The sequence below is a fragment of the Flavobacterium sp. 22659 genome (assembly GCF_052044235.1).
In the GTDB taxonomy this organism is placed as follows: Bacteria; Bacteroidota; Bacteroidia; order Flavobacteriales; family Flavobacteriaceae; genus Flavobacterium; species Flavobacterium johnsoniae.
Map to the genome: position 1 here is coordinate 106,648 of NZ_JBQEMU010000013.1, position 22,373 is coordinate 129,020.

General features: G+C 32.2%; 22 protein-coding genes. 13 read left to right on the forward strand and 9 right to left on the reverse strand.

All coding sequences use genetic code 11. The annotated features are described in order from the left end of the window. The 6 genes from ACTJIW_RS14275 to ACTJIW_RS14300 form a co-directional block, all read right to left on the reverse strand. Positions 1 to 1,452: a serine hydrolase domain-containing protein gene (locus ACTJIW_RS14275; RefSeq protein WP_121361172.1), complete on the reverse strand. Its 1,452-nt coding sequence runs from the start codon at positions 1,450 to 1,452 to the stop codon at positions 1 to 3. 22 nt (positions 1,453 to 1,474) lie between these two features. Then, complete coding sequence (locus ACTJIW_RS14280) at positions 1,475 to 3,280, reverse strand: M56 family metallopeptidase (RefSeq protein ID WP_440716688.1); 1,806 nt, start codon at positions 3,278 to 3,280, stop codon at positions 1,475 to 1,477. A gap of 5 nt (positions 3,281 to 3,285) precedes the next feature. Continuing rightward, on the reverse strand, positions 3,286 to 3,654 hold the full coding sequence (locus ACTJIW_RS14285) for a BlaI/MecI/CopY family transcriptional regulator (RefSeq protein ID WP_073411215.1): 369 nt from the start codon (positions 3,652 to 3,654) through the stop codon (positions 3,286 to 3,288). Between the two features lie 27 nt (positions 3,655 to 3,681). Then, positions 3,682 to 5,277, reverse strand: a complete 1,596-nt coding sequence (locus tag ACTJIW_RS14290; RefSeq protein ID WP_440716687.1) for a M56 family metallopeptidase — start codon at positions 5,275 to 5,277, stop codon at positions 3,682 to 3,684. A 5-nt stretch (positions 5,278 to 5,282) separates the two neighbouring features. Further along, on the reverse strand, positions 5,283 to 5,651 hold the full coding sequence (locus ACTJIW_RS14295; protein ID WP_012024833.1) for a BlaI/MecI/CopY family transcriptional regulator: 369 nt from the start codon (positions 5,649 to 5,651) through the stop codon (positions 5,283 to 5,285). Between the two features lie 170 nt (positions 5,652 to 5,821). Next, positions 5,822 to 7,036 (reverse strand): MDR family MFS transporter, encoded by a 1,215-nt coding sequence (locus ACTJIW_RS14300; RefSeq protein ID WP_149207203.1) that lies wholly within the window; start codon positions 7,034 to 7,036, stop codon positions 5,822 to 5,824. A 97-nt stretch (positions 7,037 to 7,133) separates the two neighbouring features. On the opposite strand from ACTJIW_RS14300, the gene ACTJIW_RS14305 reads away from it, so the two are divergent. From ACTJIW_RS14305 to ACTJIW_RS14325, 5 genes are all read left to right on the forward strand, one after another. Further along, a complete protein-coding gene (locus tag ACTJIW_RS14305) occupies positions 7,134 to 7,733 on the forward strand; it encodes a DUF1684 domain-containing protein (protein WP_012024835.1) in 600 nt (199 codons plus the stop codon). Continuing rightward, positions 7,733 to 8,386: a TatD family hydrolase gene (locus ACTJIW_RS14310; RefSeq protein ID WP_440716686.1), complete on the forward strand. Its 654-nt coding sequence runs from the start codon at positions 7,733 to 7,735 to the stop codon at positions 8,384 to 8,386. Before ACTJIW_RS14305 ends, ACTJIW_RS14310 begins: the two co-directional genes overlap by 1 nt. A gap of 56 nt (positions 8,387 to 8,442) precedes the next feature. Beyond that, the gene (locus ACTJIW_RS14315) at positions 8,443 to 9,156 is read left to right on the forward strand and encodes a tRNA threonylcarbamoyladenosine dehydratase (protein WP_073411207.1); all 714 of its coding nucleotides are present in this window, start codon (positions 8,443 to 8,445) and stop codon (positions 9,154 to 9,156) included. Positions 9,157 to 9,294: 138 nt separating this feature from the next. Beyond that, complete coding sequence (locus ACTJIW_RS14320) at positions 9,295 to 9,957, forward strand: HAD family hydrolase (RefSeq protein WP_440716685.1); 663 nt, start codon at positions 9,295 to 9,297, stop codon at positions 9,955 to 9,957. Positions 9,958 to 10,027: 70 nt separating this feature from the next. Then, positions 10,028 to 10,870 carry a DUF2911 domain-containing protein gene (locus ACTJIW_RS14325; RefSeq protein ID WP_121361181.1) on the forward strand — a complete coding sequence of 281 codons (843 nt, stop codon included), beginning with the start codon at positions 10,028 to 10,030 and terminating at the stop codon, positions 10,868 to 10,870. A gap of 89 nt (positions 10,871 to 10,959) precedes the next feature. Here the strand turns inward: ACTJIW_RS14325 and ACTJIW_RS14330 are convergent, their stop codons facing one another. Both ACTJIW_RS14330 and ACTJIW_RS14335 read right to left on the reverse strand, forming a co-directional pair. Continuing rightward, a complete protein-coding gene (locus tag ACTJIW_RS14330; RefSeq protein ID WP_440716684.1) occupies positions 10,960 to 11,457 on the reverse strand; it encodes an N-acetyltransferase family protein in 498 nt (165 codons plus the stop codon). Between the two features lie 63 nt (positions 11,458 to 11,520). Beyond that, entirely contained in the window at positions 11,521 to 12,696 is a 1,176-nt protein-coding gene (locus ACTJIW_RS14335; protein ID WP_440716683.1) for a thioredoxin family protein, read from the reverse strand. A gap of 177 nt (positions 12,697 to 12,873) precedes the next feature. On the opposite strand from ACTJIW_RS14335, the gene menD reads away from it, so the two are divergent. From menD to ACTJIW_RS14375, 8 genes are all read left to right on the forward strand, one after another. Further along, the gene (menD, locus tag ACTJIW_RS14340) at positions 12,874 to 14,538 is read left to right on the forward strand and encodes a 2-succinyl-5-enolpyruvyl-6-hydroxy-3-cyclohexene-1-carboxylic-acid synthase (RefSeq protein ID WP_440716682.1); all 1,665 of its coding nucleotides are present in this window, start codon (positions 12,874 to 12,876) and stop codon (positions 14,536 to 14,538) included. Between the two features lie 89 nt (positions 14,539 to 14,627). Next, positions 14,628 to 14,969 carry a DUF2853 family protein gene (locus ACTJIW_RS14345; RefSeq protein ID WP_012024843.1) on the forward strand — a complete coding sequence of 114 codons (342 nt, stop codon included), beginning with the start codon at positions 14,628 to 14,630 and terminating at the stop codon, positions 14,967 to 14,969. 135 nt (positions 14,970 to 15,104) lie between these two features. Then, positions 15,105 to 15,959, forward strand: coding sequence for a CvfB family protein (locus ACTJIW_RS14350; protein WP_012024844.1), 855 nt, complete (start codon positions 15,105 to 15,107; stop codon positions 15,957 to 15,959). A 720-nt stretch (positions 15,960 to 16,679) separates the two neighbouring features. After that, entirely contained in the window at positions 16,680 to 17,513 is an 834-nt protein-coding gene (locus ACTJIW_RS14355) for a 1,4-dihydroxy-2-naphthoyl-CoA synthase (RefSeq protein WP_012024845.1), read from the forward strand. A 165-nt stretch (positions 17,514 to 17,678) separates the two neighbouring features. Continuing rightward, positions 17,679 to 18,641 carry a 1,4-dihydroxy-2-naphthoate octaprenyltransferase gene (gene menA / locus ACTJIW_RS14360; RefSeq protein WP_440716681.1) on the forward strand — a complete coding sequence of 321 codons (963 nt, stop codon included), beginning with the start codon at positions 17,679 to 17,681 and terminating at the stop codon, positions 18,639 to 18,641. Between the two features lie 29 nt (positions 18,642 to 18,670). Next, positions 18,671 to 19,348: a metal-dependent hydrolase gene (locus ACTJIW_RS14365; protein WP_440716680.1), complete on the forward strand. Its 678-nt coding sequence runs from the start codon at positions 18,671 to 18,673 to the stop codon at positions 19,346 to 19,348. A 96-nt stretch (positions 19,349 to 19,444) separates the two neighbouring features. Continuing rightward, positions 19,445 to 20,647 (forward strand): tetratricopeptide repeat protein, encoded by a 1,203-nt coding sequence (locus ACTJIW_RS14370; protein WP_440716679.1) that lies wholly within the window; start codon positions 19,445 to 19,447, stop codon positions 20,645 to 20,647. A 38-nt stretch (positions 20,648 to 20,685) separates the two neighbouring features. Beyond that, a complete protein-coding gene (locus tag ACTJIW_RS14375; RefSeq protein WP_440716678.1) occupies positions 20,686 to 21,753 on the forward strand; it encodes an o-succinylbenzoate synthase in 1,068 nt (355 codons plus the stop codon). 50 nt (positions 21,754 to 21,803) lie between these two features. On the opposite strand, the gene ACTJIW_RS14380 is transcribed toward ACTJIW_RS14375, so the two are convergent. Then, the gene (locus ACTJIW_RS14380) at positions 21,804 to 22,358 is read right to left on the reverse strand and encodes a hypothetical protein (RefSeq protein WP_440716677.1); all 555 of its coding nucleotides are present in this window, start codon (positions 22,356 to 22,358) and stop codon (positions 21,804 to 21,806) included. Between the last annotated feature and the right edge of the window lie 15 nt (positions 22,359 to 22,373).

Genomic DNA, 22,373 nt, shown 5'->3' on the forward strand with positions numbered 1-22,373 from the left:
TTACGATTTCTTTTCTGTAATCTTTTTGATTTTATCCAGCATTTCTTTGGCGTTAGTATTGTCTGGATTTAATTCTAATGCTTTTTTATAGTTTTCTTTCGAAATTTCAAGCTGATTGTTATTAAAGAATCCTTCAGCAAGACTATCAAATGCATTTCCTGATTTTGGATTTTCTTTTGTATTTATTTCAAAAACTTTTATTGCGTCATTAATTCTGCCGTAATTCATTAAAGTATAACCAATAGCATTTAAGCGATATTCAAAATCCCATTCAGGATGAACTTTTTTCAAATTGAAATAGTTTTGAGTTGATTTATCAATATCAAGTTTTAAAAAATCCTGAGTTAATTTTTCATCAGCTAATAAATATTCATCAGTAAGACTTGGATCTGCGATTGAAGCTACGTGATTAATTACCTGGCTGTGAATGTACAAATTAGAATATTTGTGTCCGTTAGATAAAAATATGATAGTCAGATCATTATTGACGAACTTTCTAAAAGCTGTTTCGTTACCGCCGCTGAATCCGTAAGATAAAATTTTGTTCAAAGGAGTAATTTCCCATCCGTACCCAAAATGATCTGTTTGATTGCCATAAGAAAAAGGTTTCCACATAGAATATTTGGTTTCCTTTTTAAGAAAAATATCATTATCCAGATTTTTATTCCATTTTATGAAATTCTGCAATGTAATATTCAGCCCATTAGACGAGTGAGCATCAAAACCGCTGTTTGTTGTACTCTTAGTATATTTTTTCGTTTCATAATTATAGTTAACATACCTAAAAGCGCTGTTAGGATGTGCTTCGCCAAAGTTTGATGAAAAATAAACACCAGATTGTATTGATGGAAATTGATTTTGTAAGATATAATCTTCAAAAGTCTGTCCCGTAATTTTTTCAATAATTTTAGCAAGAAACAAATAGTTAGTCTGATTGTAGCGATATTCATTTCCGGTTGCAAACTCCATTGGCTTTTTTGATAAAATAGCAAGTTTTTCAGAATAGGGAATTGAAATGGAAATATCATCAAACTTAACGAAATCAGGCAGGCCCGAAGAATGTGTCAGCAGATTTTTAATTTTTATATCCTGCCATTCTTTAGGAAGATTTTCTAAATATTTTGAAATAGGATCTTCTAAAGAAAGTTTTCCTTTGTCTATAAGCTGAAATACACCAACATTTGTGATTAGTTTGGTTGTAGAGAAAATTTTAAAAGCAGTGTTTTTATCCACTGCTTTATTATCTTCCAGAGAAGCTTTTCCAAAATACTTTTCATAAATGACTTTTCCGTTTTTTATTACGGCGAGTGCAGCACCGGGAATTTCATTTACTTCAATTACGTCTTTTATGTAACTGTCTATTTTTTGTTCTGTTAATTTGTTATTTGTGTTCTGGCCGAAGCTAAAATTTATAACAAACAGAAATAAGAAACCATTAAATATTTTTTTCATTTATGAAGTTTAGAAGTAAAAATTAAGATTTTCTGTTTTCTTTTTCCCATTCCTTCATATCCTTCTCATGTTGTTTCATGTCTTTGGCATGCTGCTTCATATCTTTTTCATGTTGTTTCATGTCCAATTCATATTGCTTCATGTCTTTTTCATACTGCTTCATGTTTTTTTCGTAATCTTTAGAATCTGCACCATATCTAATTTCTACATCTCTGCTGTATTTTTCCATGTCAGAACTGAATTTTTGCATAGCAACTTCATATTTAGCCATTTGTTTTTCGTAGATAGCTCCTCTTTCTGCCATAATAGCTTCAATTTGGTCTCCGTATGCAGTAAGCTGTGGTTCAATAACCTTCATTTTTTTCTCAAATTCAGCCATATCTTTTTCAAATTTACTCCAGGCTGCTTTGTCATTAATGTTTTTTGGAGCAATTGGCGCTTTTGGCATTTTCGACATATCTACCGGAGAAGGCGGAATTAATCCTGCAGGAAAAGCTGGAGCAACAGGCGCGATAGGAGCTATGGGAGCAATAGCATCATCGTCATTCTCATCATCTGAATCATTAGTATCTCTTACTGCAACCTCTCTTTTAATTACGATAGGATGCTCAATTTGGTCTGCAGTAACTAAACTAACGCTTTTTGAACCATTTTCATCTGTATTAATTACAACAGAACAGTCTTTTAAAGCTTCTGTACTGTTCATTTCGATAATCTGTACTTTACCGTTCTCTTTTACGACTCTGATCTTAATACTTGTAAGCTCATTATTTTTATTTCGTTTGATATTCGAAATTTCAAGATTAATGTTATGATCGGTTTTTAGTTTTGCCGTCAAATCTTTAAGCTCTTGATCTGTAGTTGATTTTGTGATTTTTAGAACTTCCGGATCTTGGTTTTTAGAAGTCAGCGTCGCTTTTTCGCGAAGTTCTTTTTTCTCTTGTGCGATTGTTTTAATTTGGAATGATAGCACAAATAATGCAAGTACAGGCAGTACAGCATAATATTTCCAGTAATTCCATTTTTTTGATTGATTTTTGTTTAACATGACAATTCGTTTTTTGATTAATGATTGATAAAAATGATTGGTGATTGCAACACAAGTTTCATGTGTTGTGATTTTTAAAAGTGTGTATTGGTATGCTTTTTTGTCTGATATTTTTTTAGCGGCTTCACTATCGGCGATGAACTCTAAGTTTTGAAGGATAGCTTTCTTGTACAACCAGATTATTGGGTTGAACCAGAATAAAATACAGAAGATTCTTGAAATTATTACATCAATAGTATGATGCTGATCGCTGTGCACTTTCTCATGTTCCAAAATGCTTTCTAATTCTTTTTCGCTGTACATTGATGAGTTGTACACGATATAATCAAAATAGGAGAAAGGAGCAATGTTTTCATTCACATCTACAAATTTGAAATCGGCTTGCTGTTCTATTTTTCTGCCTTTTAAAACAGAATTTAAGCTGTAAAAATCGATCCCAAATTTTATCATAAATGCAGTAAATCCAATACCGTAAATTACCAGAGAAACCAGATTCCAGTTTATCTCAAAAGATTCTTTTTCGGCAATTTGCGGATGAAAATTTGAAACATATTGAAAATTCGCAGCGGGTGTATATGAAACAGGAACCGGAACCGGATCAATCCAGACAACTTTTGTATAAACTACTAAAGGCAGTACAACCGAAGTAACTAAACCGGCAAGTAAAAACCATCTGCTGCTATTAAAGAAAGTTTCTTTTCGAAGCAGAAAGAAATAAGCAAAGTAAAATAATGCGATTAAACTGCTCGATTTAACTATAAAAATAAAAAGTGCTTCCATAATGATTATTTTTCTTCTTTAGGGTTTTCGATCATAGCCAGAATTTCCCGCAATTCATCTGCCGAAATTTTTTCTTCTTTAGCAAAAAATGAAACCATATTTTTATACGAACTATTGAAATAATTATCAATTGCAGTATTCATGTATTTTTTACTGTATGCCTCTAAGGTTACAATGGGATAATATTGATGTGTATTCCCAAAGGCATTATGCGAAACAAAACCTTTTTCTTCGAGATTACGCACAATTGTCGAAAGTGTGTTATAATGCGGCTGATCTTCGGTAATTTCTGCCTGAATCTCTTTTACAAAAGCTTTTTTGAGCTTCCATAAAATATGCATTATTTCTTCTTCTTTGTTGGTTAGTTTTTGCATTTTTTGGTTGTTAAAAGTTAAAGGCTTTTATTTTCGGGTTTCAATTTCGATTACGCCATTAGCACCTTTTTCACCATATTTAGATACTGCATTGGTTCCAGTGTAAACATTTACAGATTTAATGTCTTTTGAATTAATATCATTATAGTCAAAACCGCTTGGCATTTCATTTCCATCAACAACTATAAGTTTCTCAGTTTCATTGATGCTTACTTTTGTTCCGTTTGAAAAAGAAGCTGTTGAACCTTTTGTAGTTGTAATTACTTTGGTGTCATTATCAGAATTTACTATTACAGTAGTGCTAGTATTTGTGTTAGTATTAGTGTTAGTTTTTGCATTAACATTAGAATTATTGCTTCCATTGGTTTCTGTTTTGGTTTGAAGTTTTTTGCTGACTGTAACTTTAGGTTCGCCGTCAGTTTTAGAATTTTTTATTTCGTCATAAGTCTGAATGCCTACGCTTTTGCTGTCGTCTTTATTGGTCGTTACAATAACTGCAAAATCTTTAATAGGGCTATTTTCTCCAGTTTGAATTGACTGCGCTGTCTGTTTTCCGTTTTTGATATTAACTTTAAGAGAAGTCAAATCACTGTTGGAATTTCTTTTTATTTCAGAAACTTCAAAATCTACATTATGGAGTTTTTTTAGTTTCTCCTTAATTTCATTCAAATTTGCATCTGTTGAGTTTTTCTTGATTTTGTAAACATCCACAGATTTAATTTCTCCAGATACTTCCTTTACAGTCTGCTGTTTTTCTTTTGCGATTACTTCAATTTGAAATAATAAAACAAAAGCTGCAAGAGCAGGAATTACCGCATAGTACTTCCATGAATTTCTCTTTTTAGATTGATTTTTGTTTAACATAACTATTCGTTTTTTGATTAATGATTGAAAAAAATGATTGGTAATGGCAACACAATTTTCATGTGTTGTTATTTTTAAAAGTGTATACTGATACGCTTTTTTATCTTCTAATTTTTTAGCAGCTTCTTTATCTGCAATAAATTCCAAATTTTGAATAATTGCTTTTCTATAAAGCCATATTATAGGATTGAACCAAAAAAGCATGCAAAAAGCTCTGGAAATCAAAACATCGACAGTATGATTTTGATCGCTGTGTATTTTCTCGTGTTCAATAATGTTTTCTAATTCTGATGCCGTGTACATTGATGAGTTGTACACTATATATCCAAAATAGGAGAAAGGTGCAATATTTTCGTTTGTATCAATAAATTTGAAATCTGCCTGCTGATAAATCTTTTTCCCTTTTAAAACCGAGTTTAAACTGTAAAAATCAATGGCAAACTTTATTAAAAGCGATATAAATCCAATGCTGTAAGCAAAAAGAATCAAATAAACCCAATTGATTGTAAAGGATGTATTTGACGCGGTTTCAATTAAATTGGTTTGTGAGAAAGTCAAATCAGATAGAGAAGCAGGATTTACCCAGACTACTTTTGTGTACACAATAAGAGGCAATATTACTGAGGTAATTAAACCAAAAAGTAAAAACCATCTATTGCTGTTAAAGAATGTCTCTTTTCGAAGTAAAAAGTAGTAAGCACAATAAAACATAGTAATTAAACCTGCCGATTTTGCGATATAAATAAATAGTGCTTCCATAATGATTATTTTTTTTCTGTTGGATTTTCGATCATATCTAATATTTCGCGTAACTCTGCTGCAGATATCTTTTCTTCTTTAGCAAAAAACGAAACCATATTTTTATATGAACTGTTAAAATAATTGTCAATAGCAGTTTTCATATATTTTTTGCTGTACGCTTCAAGAGTAACAATAGGATAATATTGGTGCGTATTCCCAAAAGCATTATGCGCCACAAAACCTTTTTCCTCCAGATTTCGAACAATTGTCGAAAGCGTGTTATAATGCGGCTGGTCTTCAGTAATTTCTGCCTGAATTTCTTTTACAAAAGCTTTTTTAAGCTTCCATAAAATCTGCATTATCTCTTCTTCTTTGTTGGTTAACTTTTGCATGTTTTCTAATTTTAATTCAAACCTACAACTATTTTTTTAGTTACGCAACTATAAAAATAGTTATTTAACTAAAAAATTCGTTTTAAGCTGAATTTAAAGCATAGAAAAGCAATTCAGAATCAAAGTTAATGATTTGAATAATAACGATTTATGTAAAAAGTGGAAATTTATTATTTCTTTTCCTGAAGAAGCGCTTTTTTAATCCAGATGCAGCAAAGTGTAGCAAAGATTCCAATACTTGCCATAAAAAGCCAGTTGATCTGGTAACCAAAATCAGAGATGATTTCGAAACCCACTTTAGAACTAACAATGTGTGCAAGACTAAAACTCATCGTGTATAATGCCATATAACGACCTTCCTGACCACGCGGGGCACGGCTTAATGCAAAGGCATTAGAAAAAGGGAAAGTAAGGATTTCACCAACAGAAATACAAATCATGCTGATAACGAGAATTCCGGCCCAGATGTTAATCATTAATAAAATGAAACTAAAAGCCATTACAAACGATCCTATAATAATGATTCTAATTTTAGGAAAAGCTTTTCTTTCCATAAAACCAACAGTCGGCATTTCTAAAGCAAAAATCAAAAGTCCGTTTAAAGTCATTAACAACCCAGTCTGCAGTTCGCTTAAACCGTACTTTTCATTATGATATAAAGGTAAAGTTGTGAAAAGCTGAAAGAAAATCATAGCCGTAACAAAACTTACAAATAAGAAAACCCAGAATATTTTATCATGAAAAACCGATTTAGTATTAGAAGCACTTTCGGTTTTATCGCCATGATCAGTCTTTTTCTTTTCTTTAACCAGTAAGGCAAAAATGGAAATAGAAAGAATACACGAAGCTCCGTCAACCCAAAACAATCCGGAATATCCCATTCCCATGATAATTAAACCACCAAGAGCAGGACCAGCGGCAAAACCTAAATTTACTGCCAAACGCACTAATGTCAAGGCACGTGTTCTGTTTTCGGGTTTTGCATAAGCGCCTAAAGAAACGAACATTGCAGGACGAAACATATCTGCAATAGCCATTAAAACAAACATAGCGGCACATAAACCCAAAAAAGTAGTAATGTATTGTACAAGAAACATTGAAATTCCCGTTGTAAACAAACTAAAAATCATGATTTTATAAAACCCAATTTTATCAGAGAGTTTTCCGCCAAGCCAGGAACCCAGCATAGAACCTAAACCAAACGAAACCATAATCCATCCAACCTGATTATAAGAAAAATGAAGATCTTCTTTTAAATATTTAGATAAAAAAGGCAGTACCATTGTACCGGCACGATTTATAAAAGTAATTAAAGTAAGTATCCAAATTTCTCTTGTAAATCCTTTAAAATTATTGATGTAGTGGTTAAAAGCGGTTTTAAGCATTATATTTTAGTGTATTGCTGCAAAGTTAGGAAACTTTGTCACGTACAACGGTTGTTGCTTTGTTACTTTTAAACTATTTTTGCAGAAAATTTTCCAGATGAAAAAAAGTGTTATCCTAGTTTTGTTATTAGCATTTAATTTTGGTTTCTGCCAAATGAAATTCAGTCAGAGTGAAGCAGAAAAATTTCAAAAGCAGATTAACTCAGAATATGCTGATGCTAAGACAAGTCCATTAATGGAAGAAGATTTAAAGACTTTTCAAACTTTAGATTTTTATCCAATAAACGAGAATTTTTTTGTGAATGCAAAGTTTGAAAAAGCAAAAAATGAAAAAGTTTTCGAAATGAAAACTACTGGAGCCAGAACGCCAAAATATATAAAATACGGGACTTTATTTTTTACTTTAAATGGTACCGAAATGCAGTTAAATGTTTACAGAAACATTGAACTTTCTAAACAAAAAGAATATAAAGACCATTTATTTCTTCCTTTTTCAGATTTAACCTGCGGGAAGGAAAGTTATATTGGCGGCAGATATATCGATTTGAAAATCCCAAAAGGAGACACAATCGCTGTCGATTTTAATCAGGCATACAATCCGTATTGCGCTTACAACCATAAATATTCTTGTCCGCTAGTTCCTCTTGAAAATGATTTGAAAGTAGAAATTAAAGCAGGAGTAAAGACTTTTCATTAATGGAATTCTTTAATTTTCATACACATCAATTTACAAATCAATCTAATATACTAGAATTGGTAAATCAATATCCGCAGGAATTTGATGAATCGATTCCGTTTTATTCAATCGGAATTCATCCGTGGTATATTAAAGAAGACCAAATTGATTTAGAACTGAAAATTATTGAAGATAAACTGCTAGCCGAAAATTGTCTGGCTGTTGGCGAATGCGGTTTAGATAAACGAATCGAAATTCCGTTAGAACAGCAGATTATAGTTTTTGAAAAACAATTGGCTCTAGCAGAAAAATATAAGAAACCTGTAGTAATTCATTGTGTTGCCGCTTTTCAGGAAATTACGGCAATTAAAAAGAAATTAAAAATTTCTGTTCCGATGATCATTCACGGTTTTTCTAAAAATAAACAACTTGCTGAACAATTAATTAAAGATGGATTTTATCTTTCGTTTGGGAAATATCTATTAAAGAATCCCGATTTAAAAACCGTTTTTGAAAGTGTTCCAAACGATCGTTTCTTTTTAGAAACCGACACAATTGAAGAAGATATCCAGCAGGTTTATAATATAGCATCAGAATATAAAAACATAACAATAAAAGAATTACAAGATATTATTTCAAGTAATTGTAAAATTGTATTTGAAAGTAAGATGTGAAAAGTTTTTAATCTGAAACTTGAAACAAATAGAAATAAAACAACAAAAAATATAATATGGCAGAGTGGACAGAAAGAGCCGAGCTTTTATTTACAAAAGAAGGATTAGAAAATTTGCGTAATGCAAATGTATTAGTAGTAGGTTTAGGCGGTGTTGGATCGTTTGCAGCTGAGTTTTTGGCAAGAGCAGGAGTAGGGAACATGACAATAGTAGATGGTGATGTTGTTGATATTACCAACATTAACAGACAATTGCCTGCTTTGCATTCTACAGTTGGCGAACCAAAAATCAAAATTGTCGGTGATCGTTTAATGGATATTAATCCGGAATTAAAACTAACCCGCGTTCAGGAATTTTTATCGCCGGAAAGAGCTTTTGAAATCGTTTCTCCAGAATTTGATTATGTATTAGATTGTATTGACAGTATTACACCAAAATTGAATTTAATTATTGCCGCAAAACGCAAAAGAGTTAAAATCATCAGCAGCATGGGAGCAGGAGGAAAAATGCTGGCTTCTAAAGTAAAAGTGGCTGATATTTCGAAAACTATAAACTGTTATTTTTCTAAAACAATTCGTAAACGTTTAAAAGCAGTAAATATCAATAAATTAAAAGTTGTTTTTTCATCAGAAATTCAAAACGAGAAGAGTTTAAAATTAACTGACGGGAAAAACTTCAAAAAATCGTTCTACGGAACAAACAGCTATATGCCGGGATTATTTGGACTTCACGCTGCTGAAACGGTAATTCGTTATTTGATCAATAAATAAGAGATTAAGATACTAAGATTCTAAGCTGCTAAGGCTTTTGAATTTTAGTATCTTAAAAATAAAAGCTTTGTAAGAGTTTAATCTCAAGCAATAGACCTTAGAATCTTAGTTTCTCAGAACCTTAGTACCTTTAAAAAAATGATTAAAACAGTAATTTTTGATATGGACGGCGTAATTGTCGATACAGAACCCGTTCATCGTTATGCATACTACAAACAATTTTCAGAATTAAATATAGAGGTTCCTGAGGAAATGTACACTTCATTTACAGGATTCTCGACCCGAAATACTTTTCAAACCTTAAAAGGGCATTTTCCGGCAATTGAGCATGAAGTTGAAGATTTAATCCAAAGAAAAAGAAATCTTTTTAACGATGCTTTTGACACAAAAGAAGATTTATATCTATTAGATGGTGTCGAAGATTTGATAAAAGATTTATATACAAGCGGAATTCAATTGATTCTGGCTTCGTCGGCTTCAAAAGTTACAATCGAACGTGTATTTACAAGATTTAATCTGCATCAGTATTTTTCACATATTGTAAGCGGAGAAGATTTTCCGCAGTCAAAACCAAATCCTGCTATTTTTATTCATGCAGCTTCATTATCAATTGCACCAAAAGAGGAATGCATTATAATCGAAGACAGCACAAACGGGGTAAAAGCAGCAAAAGGCGCCGGAATTTATTGTGTGGGTTATAACAGTAATCATTCGTATATGCAGGATCTTTCTGATGCTGATATGATTATCAATCATTTTAACGAATTAAATGCCGAAAAAATATCACAGCTTAAAGCTTGAATTATATAAAATTTAACATTTGTTAGGTAATTGAATTCGTAATTTTGAAAAAAAACAAATAAACTCTATAATGAAAAAAATACTTATTGCATTAGCTGTTATTTTGGCTCCCTTTGCTGCTGAAGCTCAGGTTAAAACACCGCAGGCGAGTCCAAAAGCATACATCAAACAAACAGTTGGTTTAACCGACGTTGAAGTTACCTATTCAAGACCAGGTGCCAGAGGAAGAGCCGTTTTTGGAAATTTAGTTCCGTTTGGTAAACTTTGGAGAACTGGAGCAAACGAAAATACGATCATTAACTTTAGTGATGATGTTGTAATTGATGGTAAGACTTTAAAGAAAGGTAAATATGCAATTTATACCATTCCTAAAATCGAAAGCTGGGAAGTTATCTTTTATCTTTCTACAGACAACTGGGGACTTCCTGAAAACTGGAACGATCAGTATGTTGTTTTAAGAACTACTGTAAAAGAAGATGCATTACCAACACCGGTTGAGACTTTTACAATTGGAATTAATGGTTTAGATCCAAACTTTGCTTATTTAGAAATGGCTTGGGAAAATTCTCATGTAGCTTTAAAATTTGAAGTACCAACAGCTAAAACTGCTGTAGCAAGTATCGAGAAAACATTAGCAGGACCAACTTGGAATGATTATTTCGCATCTGCTCAGTATTTATTTTCTTCAAACGGAAATATCGAAACAGCAAGAACTTATGTTGATAAAGCTTTAGACATGAGTACTGAAAAGCCATATTATGTTACAAGATTAAAATCGTTAATCCAGGCAAAACAAGGTGATAAAAAAGGAGCAGTTGAAACTGCAAAAGCATCTTTAGCCGCAGCAGAAGCTGCAAACAATCAGGATTATGTAAAAATGAATAAAGACAGTATCTCTGAGTGGAGCAGATAATGTTTAAATCTCAATATTAAAAAAATCCAAATTCCAAAGACTTACGAGTTTTGGAATTTGGATTTTTTATTTAGAGTAATTTCTTCAGATTATTTCAAGATTAGCTGCATAAAAACAAGATCAAGCCAATGATCGAATTTATAGCCAACTTCACGAATGGTTCCGGTTGCTGCAAAACCAAACTTTTCATGAAAAGCAATGCTTCCTGCATTATCAGCGTCGATAGCACCTATCATAACGTGATAACCCTGCTCTTTTGCCAGACGGATTAATTCGGTTAATAATTTTGATCCTACGCCTTTTCCAATCACATTATCAACAACATAAACAGAATGTTCTACAGTATATTGATAACCTATTTTTTCTCTAAATTGGCCGTAACTTCCAAAACCAACGACTTCGCCGTCTAAATCGGCTACTACAATAGGAAGGTTTTTGGCTTTTTTATCTTCGAACCATTTCGTTTGTATCTCAATAGTTTGAATATCATAACTGTAATTTGCTGTTGTATGCAGAATAGAATGATTAACAATTTCAAGGATTTTCCCTAAATCATTTACAGTTGCAGGTCTAAGTATAACGCTCATTGTTTTGGTTATTTTGAAAATTCACGTCCTCAAAATCGTGAAATTCGTGTGTGCTTTTTTAGTTTATTTTGAATTTAATTCGGCGAGTAAAGCATCGACATCTTTTGTATTCCAGCCCATTTCTTTACCAATTGCCTTGGCATCTTTGGCATATTTTAATGCCGATTTTTTATCTTTAATTTTATTATAAAGTTTAGAAACCAATAAAGTTCCATCATAAGAATTATTTAGTTCCAAAGAATGCTGCACCCATGAAATTGACTTTTTTAAACTTTCTTTATCATCAATATGTTTCAGGTAAGTCTGGCCGATTTCTTTTAAGAAACTTGCATCGTTCCAAGCCAGTTTTTCAGTATCTTCAAGCGTAACTTTTTTGTAGAAATTCCATTTTTCAGTTCGTTCAGCCAGCGTCAAATCATATTTAAAAACAATAGAATCTGTTTTTTGTAATTTGATAGATTTGGCAACTTCTCTCTGTTTGTAATAATTTATCGTATCTAAATTATCAACTAACGGACGAAGCAATTCATTTACAATACTTTCTATTTTTCTGTCAACTCGATTTTGCGAAGCTACGGCAGCAAATTCTTTTTGATGTTTTAAAACATATTGAAATTCTCTCGAATTAATATCAGTAACACCATTAGCAATTACACGCCAGTTTGTTTCGCTTATTAATTGTTCATCAGATTTTGTCTGCAGATAAATATGTGTAGGAATTGATAATTCAGTCCTGTCTTTTCCTTTCTTTAAAGTATTCAAATAATTAAAAAACTTTGTGGCATTGCCTGTATCAGCCAAAAATTCTTTTTCCAAATTAGGCAGTTGAAATTTTGGGTTTAATGCATAACCTGCTTCTGCTAAAAACTCCGGGGTTTTCATTTCCCCTTTTAAAGCATACAAAAGCGTTTCATTTGAGTCTAAAAATAAAAACGATGGGAGAGAAGTCGTTTTGAACTTGTTTTTAAGAGCTATTCCTTCTTCTTTTTCGATATTCTTCCAGACACACACATAATTCTTATTCAAAAATTCCATCACTTTTGGATCGCTGAAAACTTCTTTTTTCATTTGATTACAATGCGGACACCAATCAGCATACAGCATAACAAAAACAGGTTTGCCTTCCGTTTTGGCATTTTCTAATGCTGTTTTGTATGATATTCCTTCAACAGAAAATTGATTTTGTGCTTGTACGGCTTGTAGTGAAACAAAAAGAAAAAGTAAATATAAAAAACGCATAAGGTGTTTATTTTAGTAGAGAAAATTCTGTTTTACAAATATATTCTCTTTTTCTAAAAACAGTCTTAATATCTTCCTAATATATAAGTTAAATGAGACACGAAGTTTGTAACTTTGTAATTGCAAAAGGAAATTTTTAAGTATTAAATTTTCTCAAAATATTATACACCATTTAGAATGATTTACCCCAAAATAGCGCTTGCACAAAGCATTATCGAAATTTGTTCAGCAAAAGGAATTTACAATATAATAATTTCTCCAGGTTCGCGAAACGCACCTTTGACTATTGGTTTCGCACAAAATCCAAATTTTAAATGTTACAGTATTGCCGATGAACGATGCGCTGCATTTTTTGCTTTAGGAATTGCACAGCAAACCCAAAAGCCAGCTGCAGTAGTTTGTACATCCGGATCTGCATTGTTAAACTATTATCCGGCTGTGGCCGAAGCTTTTTACAGTCAGATACCTTTAATTGTAATTTCAGCAGACCGCCCGCAGAGCAAAATTGATATTGGAGACGGACAAACCATTCGTCAGGAAAATGTCTTTTTAAATCATTCTGTTTTTAATGCCAATTTAACTGAAGATGCTTCTGTAGAAAATGATTTAAAAATTAATAAAGCTATAGAAACCGCTATTCTTCAAAAAGGGCCGGTTCATATTAATGCGCCTTTTGAAGAACCTTTATATGAAACAGTTTCAGAACTTTCTGTTGAACCTAAAATTACTAATCTGGAAGAATTCCTCGAAACAAAAATCATCGAAAACGAAGATGAAATTGTTTCAATCTGGAACTCATCCAAAAGAAAATTAATCCTTATTGGAGGAATAAACGAAGCCAATTCGATCGATGATGCCGTTTTAGAAAACTTTGCCAAAGATCCGTCTATTGTAGTGCTTACAGAAACAACATCAAATCTGCATCACCCAAGTTTTATTAACAGCATCGACAGCTTAATTACACCTTTTGATGATTCTGATTTTAAAGAATTAGAGCCGGAAGTCTTAATTACTTTTGGAGGTATGATAGTATCAAAACGCATTAAAGCTTTTCTGCGAAAATACAAACCTGTACATCACTGGCATATAGATACATTACGTGCTTATGATACATTCAATGCTTTAAGTAAACATTTTGTAATGGAACCCAATTATTTTTTCAAAAATCTGCTTCCAAAAACAGAATTTGTTACCAGTAAATATTTCTCTAAAATTGATAAAATTTACGATTTAAGAAAAATCAAAAAGCAGCAATATTTATCTAAAATTGGTTTCTCTGATTTTAAAGTATTTGAAAAAGTAATAGAATCACTTCCAAAAAACAGTCTGCTGCAAATCAGTAACAGCTCAGCCATTCGATATGCACAATTAATTGAAATTGATCCGTCAATAGAAGTTTTCTGTAACAGAGGAACAAGTGGTATAGACGGAAGTACTTCGACTGCTGTTGGTGCAGCCGTTGGAAGCGGTAAACCAAATGTATTTATTACCGGAGATATCAGCTTTTTGTACGACAGCAATGCTTTATGGAACTCTTATATACCTAAGAATTTCAAAATTATATTGATTAATAATGGAGGAGGAGGAATCTTTAGAATTTTGCCTGGGCATCAGGAAAAACCTGTTTTTAATACTTATTTTGAAACTTCGCATCATTTAACAGCAGAGCATTTGGCTAAAATGTACCAATGCAGTTATTTTAAAGCAGATGATTTATCTTCTTTAAATGAAAATTTGGAATTGCTATACAATTCTAATGAAGCACCCGGAATTTTAGAAGTCTTTACGCCAACTTTTGAAAATGATGTTATTCTAAAACAATACTTTAAAGAGCTTGCATAATTATTTGTAAGTTAAATATTGTTAAAAATTTGTTTCTGTTTCTAATATTATTTAGATTTGGTTTTATATAACCAATAATTAAATTTATTATGAGCAAAAGAGAAGAGTTAATTAAAAAGTATGCGGCAGATCTAAAAGATAAATGCGGAGTTACTCCTAATATGGATTTGCTGACAAAAGTAACAATTGGATGCGGGCCGTCTATTTATAATGCTGATGCATCAACAGTAGCAGGAACTCAAGATTCTGAGCTGCATACCGTTAAAAATAATTTTCTTATTAAGAAATTAGGTCTGGCAGACACTCCGGCTTTAGATGAAGCTATTCATTTGGCTTTACAAAAATACGGTACAGCAAATAAACATAAATACAGAGTAGTTATTTACTATTTATTGACCATACATTTTAAAAAAGAAAGTGTTTACAAATAAAAATTAAAGCGTCATTTTTGACGCTTTTTTCTTTTTTATAAGATTTAATCTGGAACATTTTCTATTTGCCATTTTCAAACTTCGTACATTTGCACTTTAGAAATTCAGCTGTTAACAGCTTAGAACCTTATTATAATGCTTGAAATAGGAAAATACAACACACTTACTATATTACGTGATACCAAAGTTGGTTTGTTTTTAGGAAAACCTGAAATAGATCCAGAAGGAAATTACGATGTTTTACTTCCAAATAAATACGTTCCAAATGAATTTGAAATAGGCGAAGAACTTGTTGTTTTTGTTTATCTGGATCATGAGCAGCGTCCGGTTGCCACAACACTTGAACCTTACATTTTTCTGAATGAATTTGCGCTTTTGAGAGTAAATTATATCAATCAGGTTGGTGCTTTTATGGATTGGGGAATGGAAAAAGATATTCTGGTTCCATTTAAAGAGCAGGCACGTCCTATGGAAAAAGGAAAACGTTACCTGGTATATTTATATTTAGACGAAAAAACAAACCGTTTAGTCGCTTCAAGTAAAACCAATCAGTTTTTAAATAACGACCATTTAACAGTAGAAAAAGGCGAAGAAGTTGACTTAATTGTATCGCATATAACGGAGTTAGGGATAAATGTAATCATTAATGAAAAGCACAAAGGACTTTTATACAAAGATGAAGTTTATGATGATTCGATAAGAACCGGTGACAGAATGCGCGGTTATATTAAAAACATTCGTCCTGATAATAAAATAGACGTTGCACTTCAAGTTCAGGGATACCAAAGTATTGAACCAAATGCAGAAAAAATATTAGATGAATTAAGAGCAAACAGAGGATTCTTACGCTTAAATGATGATTCTCATCCAGAAGATATTAAAACGGTTTTAAAAATGAGTAAAAAGACTTTTAAAAAGGCTATAGGAGCTTTGTATAAAGAAAAACTCATTGAAATTAAGGAAGATGGAATTTATCTTGTAAAAGAATAAAGTTCAATTAATATATAATAACAAGAAAGGCTGCTCATTACAAGCAGCCTTTCCCTTTTTATTCTAGTTTTAAAAAAAATTGTAATTAAAAAAAAACAGAAATAAAATAAATTCGAATTCATCTCATAAGTAACAGCTTTACGAATTTTAGAAATTACTCTGAAATGGTATGTCTTTAAACGATCAAAACGTTTATATCAAAAGCAAAAATTTAATTTCACGGCTAATCCATTTGGTTTAATAAAATAACTTTTAGAAAGTTTTAGTTAGCATTTTTTCCTCTTTTCGTAATCAATTTTTATACTAATTACAAAACAATTCTAGCGTTTAACCTTAGGTGCTACTTTCTCCTTTTTGAAGTTTCAACAAACGAATAAATCATTTGCTCATTATTAACAGGTTTACTAATTAAAACCGTAAAAAAATGAGCGACAAATTTTTTAAATTTTCTCAAAAAAATCATTTTTTAGGTTAATAAATCAGTGAAAGAAAATCAATCTTATATCAACAAAACAACTCGTATCTCGTTGATTTCTAGGGTGTAAAATTACTCATTATTTTTCTAAACTAATGTTAAAAAGTGTTATTTTTTAAATCATTGCACCAATTCTTAACATTGGAACCATTATTAATGCTGACTAAAACGAAAATCAATAGGTTAAAATGTAAAAAATGCTTTATTTTTACACTATAATTTTTTTAAAATAAAAACAAATAGAAATGGATTGGATTACTGCCAGAGAATTTGAAGATATAACCTATAAAAAATGTAACGGAGTTGCCAGAATTGCTTTTAACAGACCAAATGTTAGAAATGCTTTCAGACCCAAAACAACTTCAGAATTATACCAGGCTTTTTACGATGCACAAGAAGATACTTCAATTGGAGTAGTTTTATTGTCTGCAGAAGGTCCATCGACAAAAGACGGTGTTTACTCATTTTGCAGCGGAGGCGACCAAAACGCACGCGGTCATCAGGGATATGTAGGTGATGACGGACAGCATCGTTTAAATATTTTAGAAGTACAGCGATTAATACGCTTTATGCCAAAAGTAGTTATTGCTGTTGTTCCGGGCTGGGCAGTTGGCGGCGGACATAGTTTGCATGTAGTTTGCGACATGACTTTGGCAAGTAAAGAACACGCTATTTTTAAGCAGACAGATGCTGATGTTACAAGTTTTGACGGCGGTTACGGATCGGCTTATCTTGCTAAAATGGTAGGACAGAAAAAAGCACGTGAAATCTTCTTTTTAGGACGTAATTATTCTGCTCAGGAAGCTTTTGAAATGGGAATGGTTAATGCTGTAATTCCGCATGATGAATTAGAAGCAACTGCTTATGAATGGGCACAGGAAATTCTTCAAAAATCACCGACTTCTATAAAAATGCTGAAATTCGCCATGAATTTAACCGACGACGGAATGGTAGGACAGCAGGTTTTTGCCGGCGAAGCGACTCGTTTGGCTTATATGACCGAAGAAGCAAAAGAAGGAAGAAATGCTTTTTTGGAAAAAAGAAAACCAAACTTTGGAGAAAATAAATGGTTACCATAAATAGTTTAAATTTTAGATTGCAGCTTTTAGATTTTTGAATTTAAAACTGACATCTAGACTTTAGATTAAAAAACAATATTATTATTTAGATTACAGATTTTAGATTTTTAAACTTAAAAGAATCCTACAATCTAAAATCTAAATTCAAAAATCTAAAATTAAAACATGAAACACTGGATTGAAGCCGCAAGACTGCGCACATTGCCATTATCAGTTTCCGGAATTATAGTTGGAAGTATTTATGCACTTTCAAATCCAACAGAAACAATCAATACACCAACTGAAGTTTTCAGCTGGAAAATTTTTGGTTTCGCACTTTTAACAACACTTGGTTTACAGGTTTTATCCAATTTTGCCAACGACTACGGCGATGGTGTAAAAGGCACAGATAATGCTGACCGAGTAGGGCCGCTGCGAGCTATTCAAAGTGGTATTATTACACCACAGGCTATGAAAAAAGCCATAATACTAACTTCTGTATTGACTTTATTATCAGCAGTTATCCTAATTTATTTTGCCTTTGGAAAAGACAATTTCGGGTATTCGATATTTTTCCTTTTGTTGGGAATTGCTGCTATTATCTCAGCTATTCGTTACACTGTTGGAAACTCAGCTTACGGATATAAAGGATTTGGAGACTTATTTGTTTTTATTTTCTTTGGCCTGGTTAGCACTTTAGGTGTTAATTTTTTATACGCCAAAGAAGTTGATCCTTTGTTAATTCTTCCGGCAGTTTCAATAGGTTTATTAAGCGTAGGTGTTTTAAACCTAAACAATATGCGCGACGAAGAATCTGACCGAAAATCAGGTAAAAACACAATTGTAGTGCAAATGGGCGGTGCAAAAGCAAAAAAATACCATTATTTTTTAATTGTTACAGCAATGCTTTTAGTGGTAATTTTTGCCATTTTGAGCGATTATCGTTTCGATCAGTATTTGTTTTTAGTTGCTTATATTCCTTTAACTAAACATTTAATTACAGTTTATAAAAACCCAAATCCTAAGCTTTTAGATCCTGAATTAAAAAAACTGGCGCTAAGTACATTTTTGCTTTCTATACTATTAACTGTCTGCATGATTTCATTAATAGCAGATATTTTTGTTAATCTTTTCTTAGGCGGAAGATAAAAATCAAGTTCAATTTAAAATTAAAAAAAATGAAAATAACATTCTACGGACACGCCTCTTTAGCGATTGAAGTTGGAGGGAAACACATTATTGTCGATCCTTTTATTACAGGAAATCCACAAGCGGCAGCTATCGATATAAATACATTAAAAGCTGATTATATTTTATTGACTCACGCACATGGTGATCATGTTTTAGATGTTGAAACAATTGCAAAAAATACAAATGCAGTTATTGTTTCAAATGCTGAAATTACAAGCTATTATGCTAAAAAAGGCTTTAATTCACATCCAATGAATCATGGCGGAAGCTGGAAATTCGATTTTGGAAAAGTAAAATACGTTAATGCAATTCACTCAAGTTCTTTCCCTGACGGAACATACGGAGGAAACCCTGGAGGATTTGTAATTGAAGGCGAACATAAAAACATTTACATCTCAGGCGATACAGCGCTTACGTATGACATGAAATTGATTCCGCTTAGAACAAAATTAGATTTAGCTATTCTTCCAATTGGAAATAATTTTACAATGGATGTAGAAGATGCTATCATCGCATCAGACTTTGTAGAGTGCGATAAAATCTTAGGATATCACTTTGATACTTTTGGCTATATCGAAATCAATCACGAAGAATCAATTAAAAAATTCTTTGACAAAGGAAAAGATTTGATGCTTTTAGCAATTGGTGAATCTATAGAATTATAATAGTATACATATCGCTTTATAAGAAAGATATTCTCATTTTGTCATTGCTTATGAATGGCAGAATGAGAATAAAAATAAATAGCTATCATTCACGTTATGAATTTCAAAAGAATATTTTTAATCCTATTAATCGCTTCGGCGTACAATTCTTTTGCTCAAAAAGATGGTTATTGGGATAAAGAGCGTGCCACGACAAAAGAAATTTTAGTTTCAGCCGGAGATCGTATTGTTGTAAAAACAGAAGATCTTCCAGTAGGAACAACTGAAATTGTTTACAGAATTACACTTCTGGATAAAAACCAGCAAATGGCCAATAGTCTGGTTTCCCTTCTAAAATCAATTCCCGATCCTTACGGAATTGGACAAGGCTCAGCTGGAGCTGTTTTTTTAATGTCTAATATTTCCGGAGACGATCAATGCACTTATTCGCTTTTTACTTCCAGCGAAAGCACTAAAAAATATATAACCGACGGAAAAGTTGATAATGCCTGTTTTTCGCAAAAAGAACCAGTAAGCAAAGATGCAAAACGTATTTCATTAGATAAAAATTCTTGTTTAAAAGAAAATACAAAAGCAATTTGGTTTGGTTTTGAAAGCAAAAACTGGTTTTTAAGCCAAAAGGTAGTTTTAGAAGTTGTGCCGTGGGTTGATGTAAAATTGAATCGAGGCTGGAATCAGGATAACAAAAATGAAATTATCAGTCTTTGCAAAACCTCTACAATGGCACAGAAAATGGCCAATTCTGATGATTTTTGTGTTTGTATTTTAGAGAAAATCATGAAACAATATCGTTATTCTGAATTTCAAAAACTACTTGCCGTTGAAAAAACAAAAGTCTATAAGGACTTTGGAAATGCGTGTTATAAAGATGCCGACATTTCTAAAAACGTGTATAACGATTTAAGAAATCAGGTTTCAGGTTTAATAAAACTGCAAAAATACAATGAAGCAATTCCAAAATTGAGTACTATTATCAACGACGGAAAAGCTACAGCATTAGATTACAATTCAATTGGTTACTGCTATATTCTAACGAAACAATATGCAAAAGCATTAAAATTCCTGCAAGAAGGTGAAAAGTTAGACGAAACAGAATTACTTATAAAATTGAATTTGGCACACGTTTATTTGGTGAGTGATAATTACAGCGATGCCAAAGCAATCTATAAAAAATATCAAAATCAAAACGTTACTGACAGCATGAGCTGGAAAGACAAAACAAAATCTGATTTTACTATTTTTGAAAAAGCGGGTTTACCTTCAAAAGACTTCGAAAAAGTTTTAAAACTATACAACTAAGCAGCTAAGAAACTTAGTATCTCAGCATCTAAAAAAAAATGAAAGCGACTTACCACAAATATATGCTGGAGTTTAAACGTCCGTCTGGCACGTCTCGAGGCATTATGACCGAAAAAGAAACCTGGTTTATTATTCTCGAAGAAAATGGTAAAAAAGGAATAGGCGAGTGTGGTATTCTCCGCAGTTTAAGTGCTGATGACCGTGACGATTATGAAGAAAAACTAAAGTGGACCTGCGAAAATATTCATTTAGGTGAAAAAGCACTTTGGGAATCTTTAATGGAATTTCCATCGATTCAATTTGGAGTCGAAATGGCTTTTTTATCTCTTAAAAGTGAAAATCCATTTTTGCTTTTTCCTTCTGATTTTACAAACAATTCAAAATCAATTGTAATAAATGGTTTGGTCTGGATGGGTGAGCCGGCTTTTATGAAAGAACAAATTGAAGAAAAATTAGCTGCAGGTTTTAACTGTATTAAACTTAAAATCGGGGCAATTGATTTTCAAAAAGAACTAGAATTATTAGCGTTTATCCGCAGTCATTTTTCTGCCGAAGAAATCGAAATTCGTGTAGATGCAAATGGTGCTTTTGCTTTAAATGAAGCTTTAGATAAATTAAACCAATTAAATATATTTCAGCTGCATAGTATTGAACAGCCAATAAAAAAAGGAAATATTCAGGCAATGGCTGGTTTATGTAAAATTACTCCTTTTCCAATAGCTTTGGATGAAGAATTAATCGGTATATTTTCATTCAAAGACAAAGAAAAATTATTGCAGGAAATCATGCCACAGTATATTATTTTAAAACCAAGTTTTATTGGTGGTTTTAGAGGAACGCTGGAATGGATTACATTGGCAGAAAAATACAATATTCGCTGGTGGATAACTTCTGCATTAGAGAGCAATATAGGTTTAAATGCCATTGCACAATGGACTTATACTCTAAATTCTAAAATGCCTCAAGGACTGGGAACTGGAGCACTTTATACCAATAATTTTGATTGTCCGCTTGAAGTCTCAAAAGGTCAGTTATGGTACAGCGAATCTCAAAAATGGGATTCGGAAATTTTAAAAAAGGTGCAGAGTAACAAAGGTGCAGAGTAACAAATGTACAACCTTTGAACCTTTGCCACTCTGCACCTCTGAACCTTTTTTTACTCTTTCCCTCCAAGAAGGCTTTCCTGCCAATCTTTTAATTCCTGCCATTTTCCTTCAAAAGCTAACAAAGCTTGTCTTGCCCATGTGCTGGGATTATGAATAGCGTAATTTTCACCTCCTGCATTTAAAATTGACTGCAGTTTTTCTGTTGAAGACTGTGATAGGTCATACCAGGTTTTAATTCCTGATTCATTCAATAAAGCTTCTATTTTTGGCCCAATTCCTTCCACAATTTTTAAATCATCTTGTTTAATTTTTTTACCTAAAATGCCGGCAGCCAAAGAACTGTCAAAAACTGCTGTTGGAAGATCAGCAGCAAATGATTTAGGTATTGAAGCAGAAACTTTAGCATGTGCAGCGGCTAAATCAGCTTCTAAAGAAGAAATTTTTGCGTTTAAATTCTTTGTGTTTGCTTTACAGGCATCTAAATCTGCTTGTAAAGATGCTGCAAGAGAGTCATCTCCTTTTGAATTCAATTTTCCAAGCAGGTAACCTAAAATCCCACAGATTAAACCCACTATAATTGGTATTAAGATACATGGTAAATTCATAATAGTATATTTTTA

Coding starts and splice junctions, on each gene's coding strand:
- ACTJIW_RS14345 (WP_012024843.1), top strand. CDS start 14,628: ATGAGCAAAAGAGAAGAGTTAATTAAAAAGTATGCGGCAGATCTAAAA.
- ACTJIW_RS14365 (WP_440716680.1), top strand. CDS start 18,671: ATGAAAATAACATTCTACGGACACGCCTCTTTAGCGATTGAAGTTGGA.
- ACTJIW_RS14315 (WP_073411207.1), top strand. CDS start 8,443: ATGGCAGAGTGGACAGAAAGAGCCGAGCTTTTATTTACAAAAGAAGGA.
- ACTJIW_RS14335 (WP_440716683.1), bottom strand. CDS start 12,696: ATGCGTTTTTTATATTTACTTTTTCTTTTTGTTTCACTACAAGCCGTA.
- ACTJIW_RS14305 (WP_012024835.1), top strand. CDS start 7,134: ATGAAAAAAAGTGTTATCCTAGTTTTGTTATTAGCATTTAATTTTGGT.
- ACTJIW_RS14280 (WP_440716688.1), bottom strand. CDS start 3,280: ATGGAAGCACTTTTTATTTTTATAGTTAAATCGAGCAGTTTAATCGCA.
- ACTJIW_RS14350 (WP_012024844.1), top strand. CDS start 15,105: ATGCTTGAAATAGGAAAATACAACACACTTACTATATTACGTGATACC.
- ACTJIW_RS14310 (WP_440716686.1), top strand. CDS start 7,733: ATGGAATTCTTTAATTTTCATACACATCAATTTACAAATCAATCTAAT.
- ACTJIW_RS14290 (WP_440716687.1), bottom strand. CDS start 5,277: ATGGAAGCACTATTTATTTATATCGCAAAATCGGCAGGTTTAATTACT.
- ACTJIW_RS14320 (WP_440716685.1), top strand. CDS start 9,295: ATGATTAAAACAGTAATTTTTGATATGGACGGCGTAATTGTCGATACA.
- ACTJIW_RS14325 (WP_121361181.1), top strand. CDS start 10,028: ATGAAAAAAATACTTATTGCATTAGCTGTTATTTTGGCTCCCTTTGCT.
- ACTJIW_RS14300 (WP_149207203.1), bottom strand. CDS start 7,036: ATGCTTAAAACCGCTTTTAACCACTACATCAATAATTTTAAAGGATTT.
- ACTJIW_RS14375 (WP_440716678.1), top strand. CDS start 20,686: ATGAAAGCGACTTACCACAAATATATGCTGGAGTTTAAACGTCCGTCT.
- ACTJIW_RS14285 (WP_073411215.1), bottom strand. CDS start 3,654: ATGCAAAAACTAACCAACAAAGAAGAAGAAATAATGCATATTTTATGG.
- ACTJIW_RS14380 (WP_440716677.1), bottom strand. CDS start 22,358: ATGAATTTACCATGTATCTTAATACCAATTATAGTGGGTTTAATCTGT.
- ACTJIW_RS14370 (WP_440716679.1), top strand. CDS start 19,445: ATGAATTTCAAAAGAATATTTTTAATCCTATTAATCGCTTCGGCGTAC.
- ACTJIW_RS14355 (WP_012024845.1), top strand. CDS start 16,680: ATGGATTGGATTACTGCCAGAGAATTTGAAGATATAACCTATAAAAAA.
- menD (WP_440716682.1), top strand. CDS start 12,874: ATGATTTACCCCAAAATAGCGCTTGCACAAAGCATTATCGAAATTTGT.
- ACTJIW_RS14330 (WP_440716684.1), bottom strand. CDS start 11,457: ATGAGCGTTATACTTAGACCTGCAACTGTAAATGATTTAGGGAAAATC.
- menA (WP_440716681.1), top strand. CDS start 17,679: ATGAAACACTGGATTGAAGCCGCAAGACTGCGCACATTGCCATTATCA.
- ACTJIW_RS14275 (WP_121361172.1), bottom strand. CDS start 1,452: ATGAAAAAAATATTTAATGGTTTCTTATTTCTGTTTGTTATAAATTTT.
- ACTJIW_RS14295 (WP_012024833.1), bottom strand. CDS start 5,651: ATGCAAAAGTTAACCAACAAAGAAGAAGAGATAATGCAGATTTTATGG.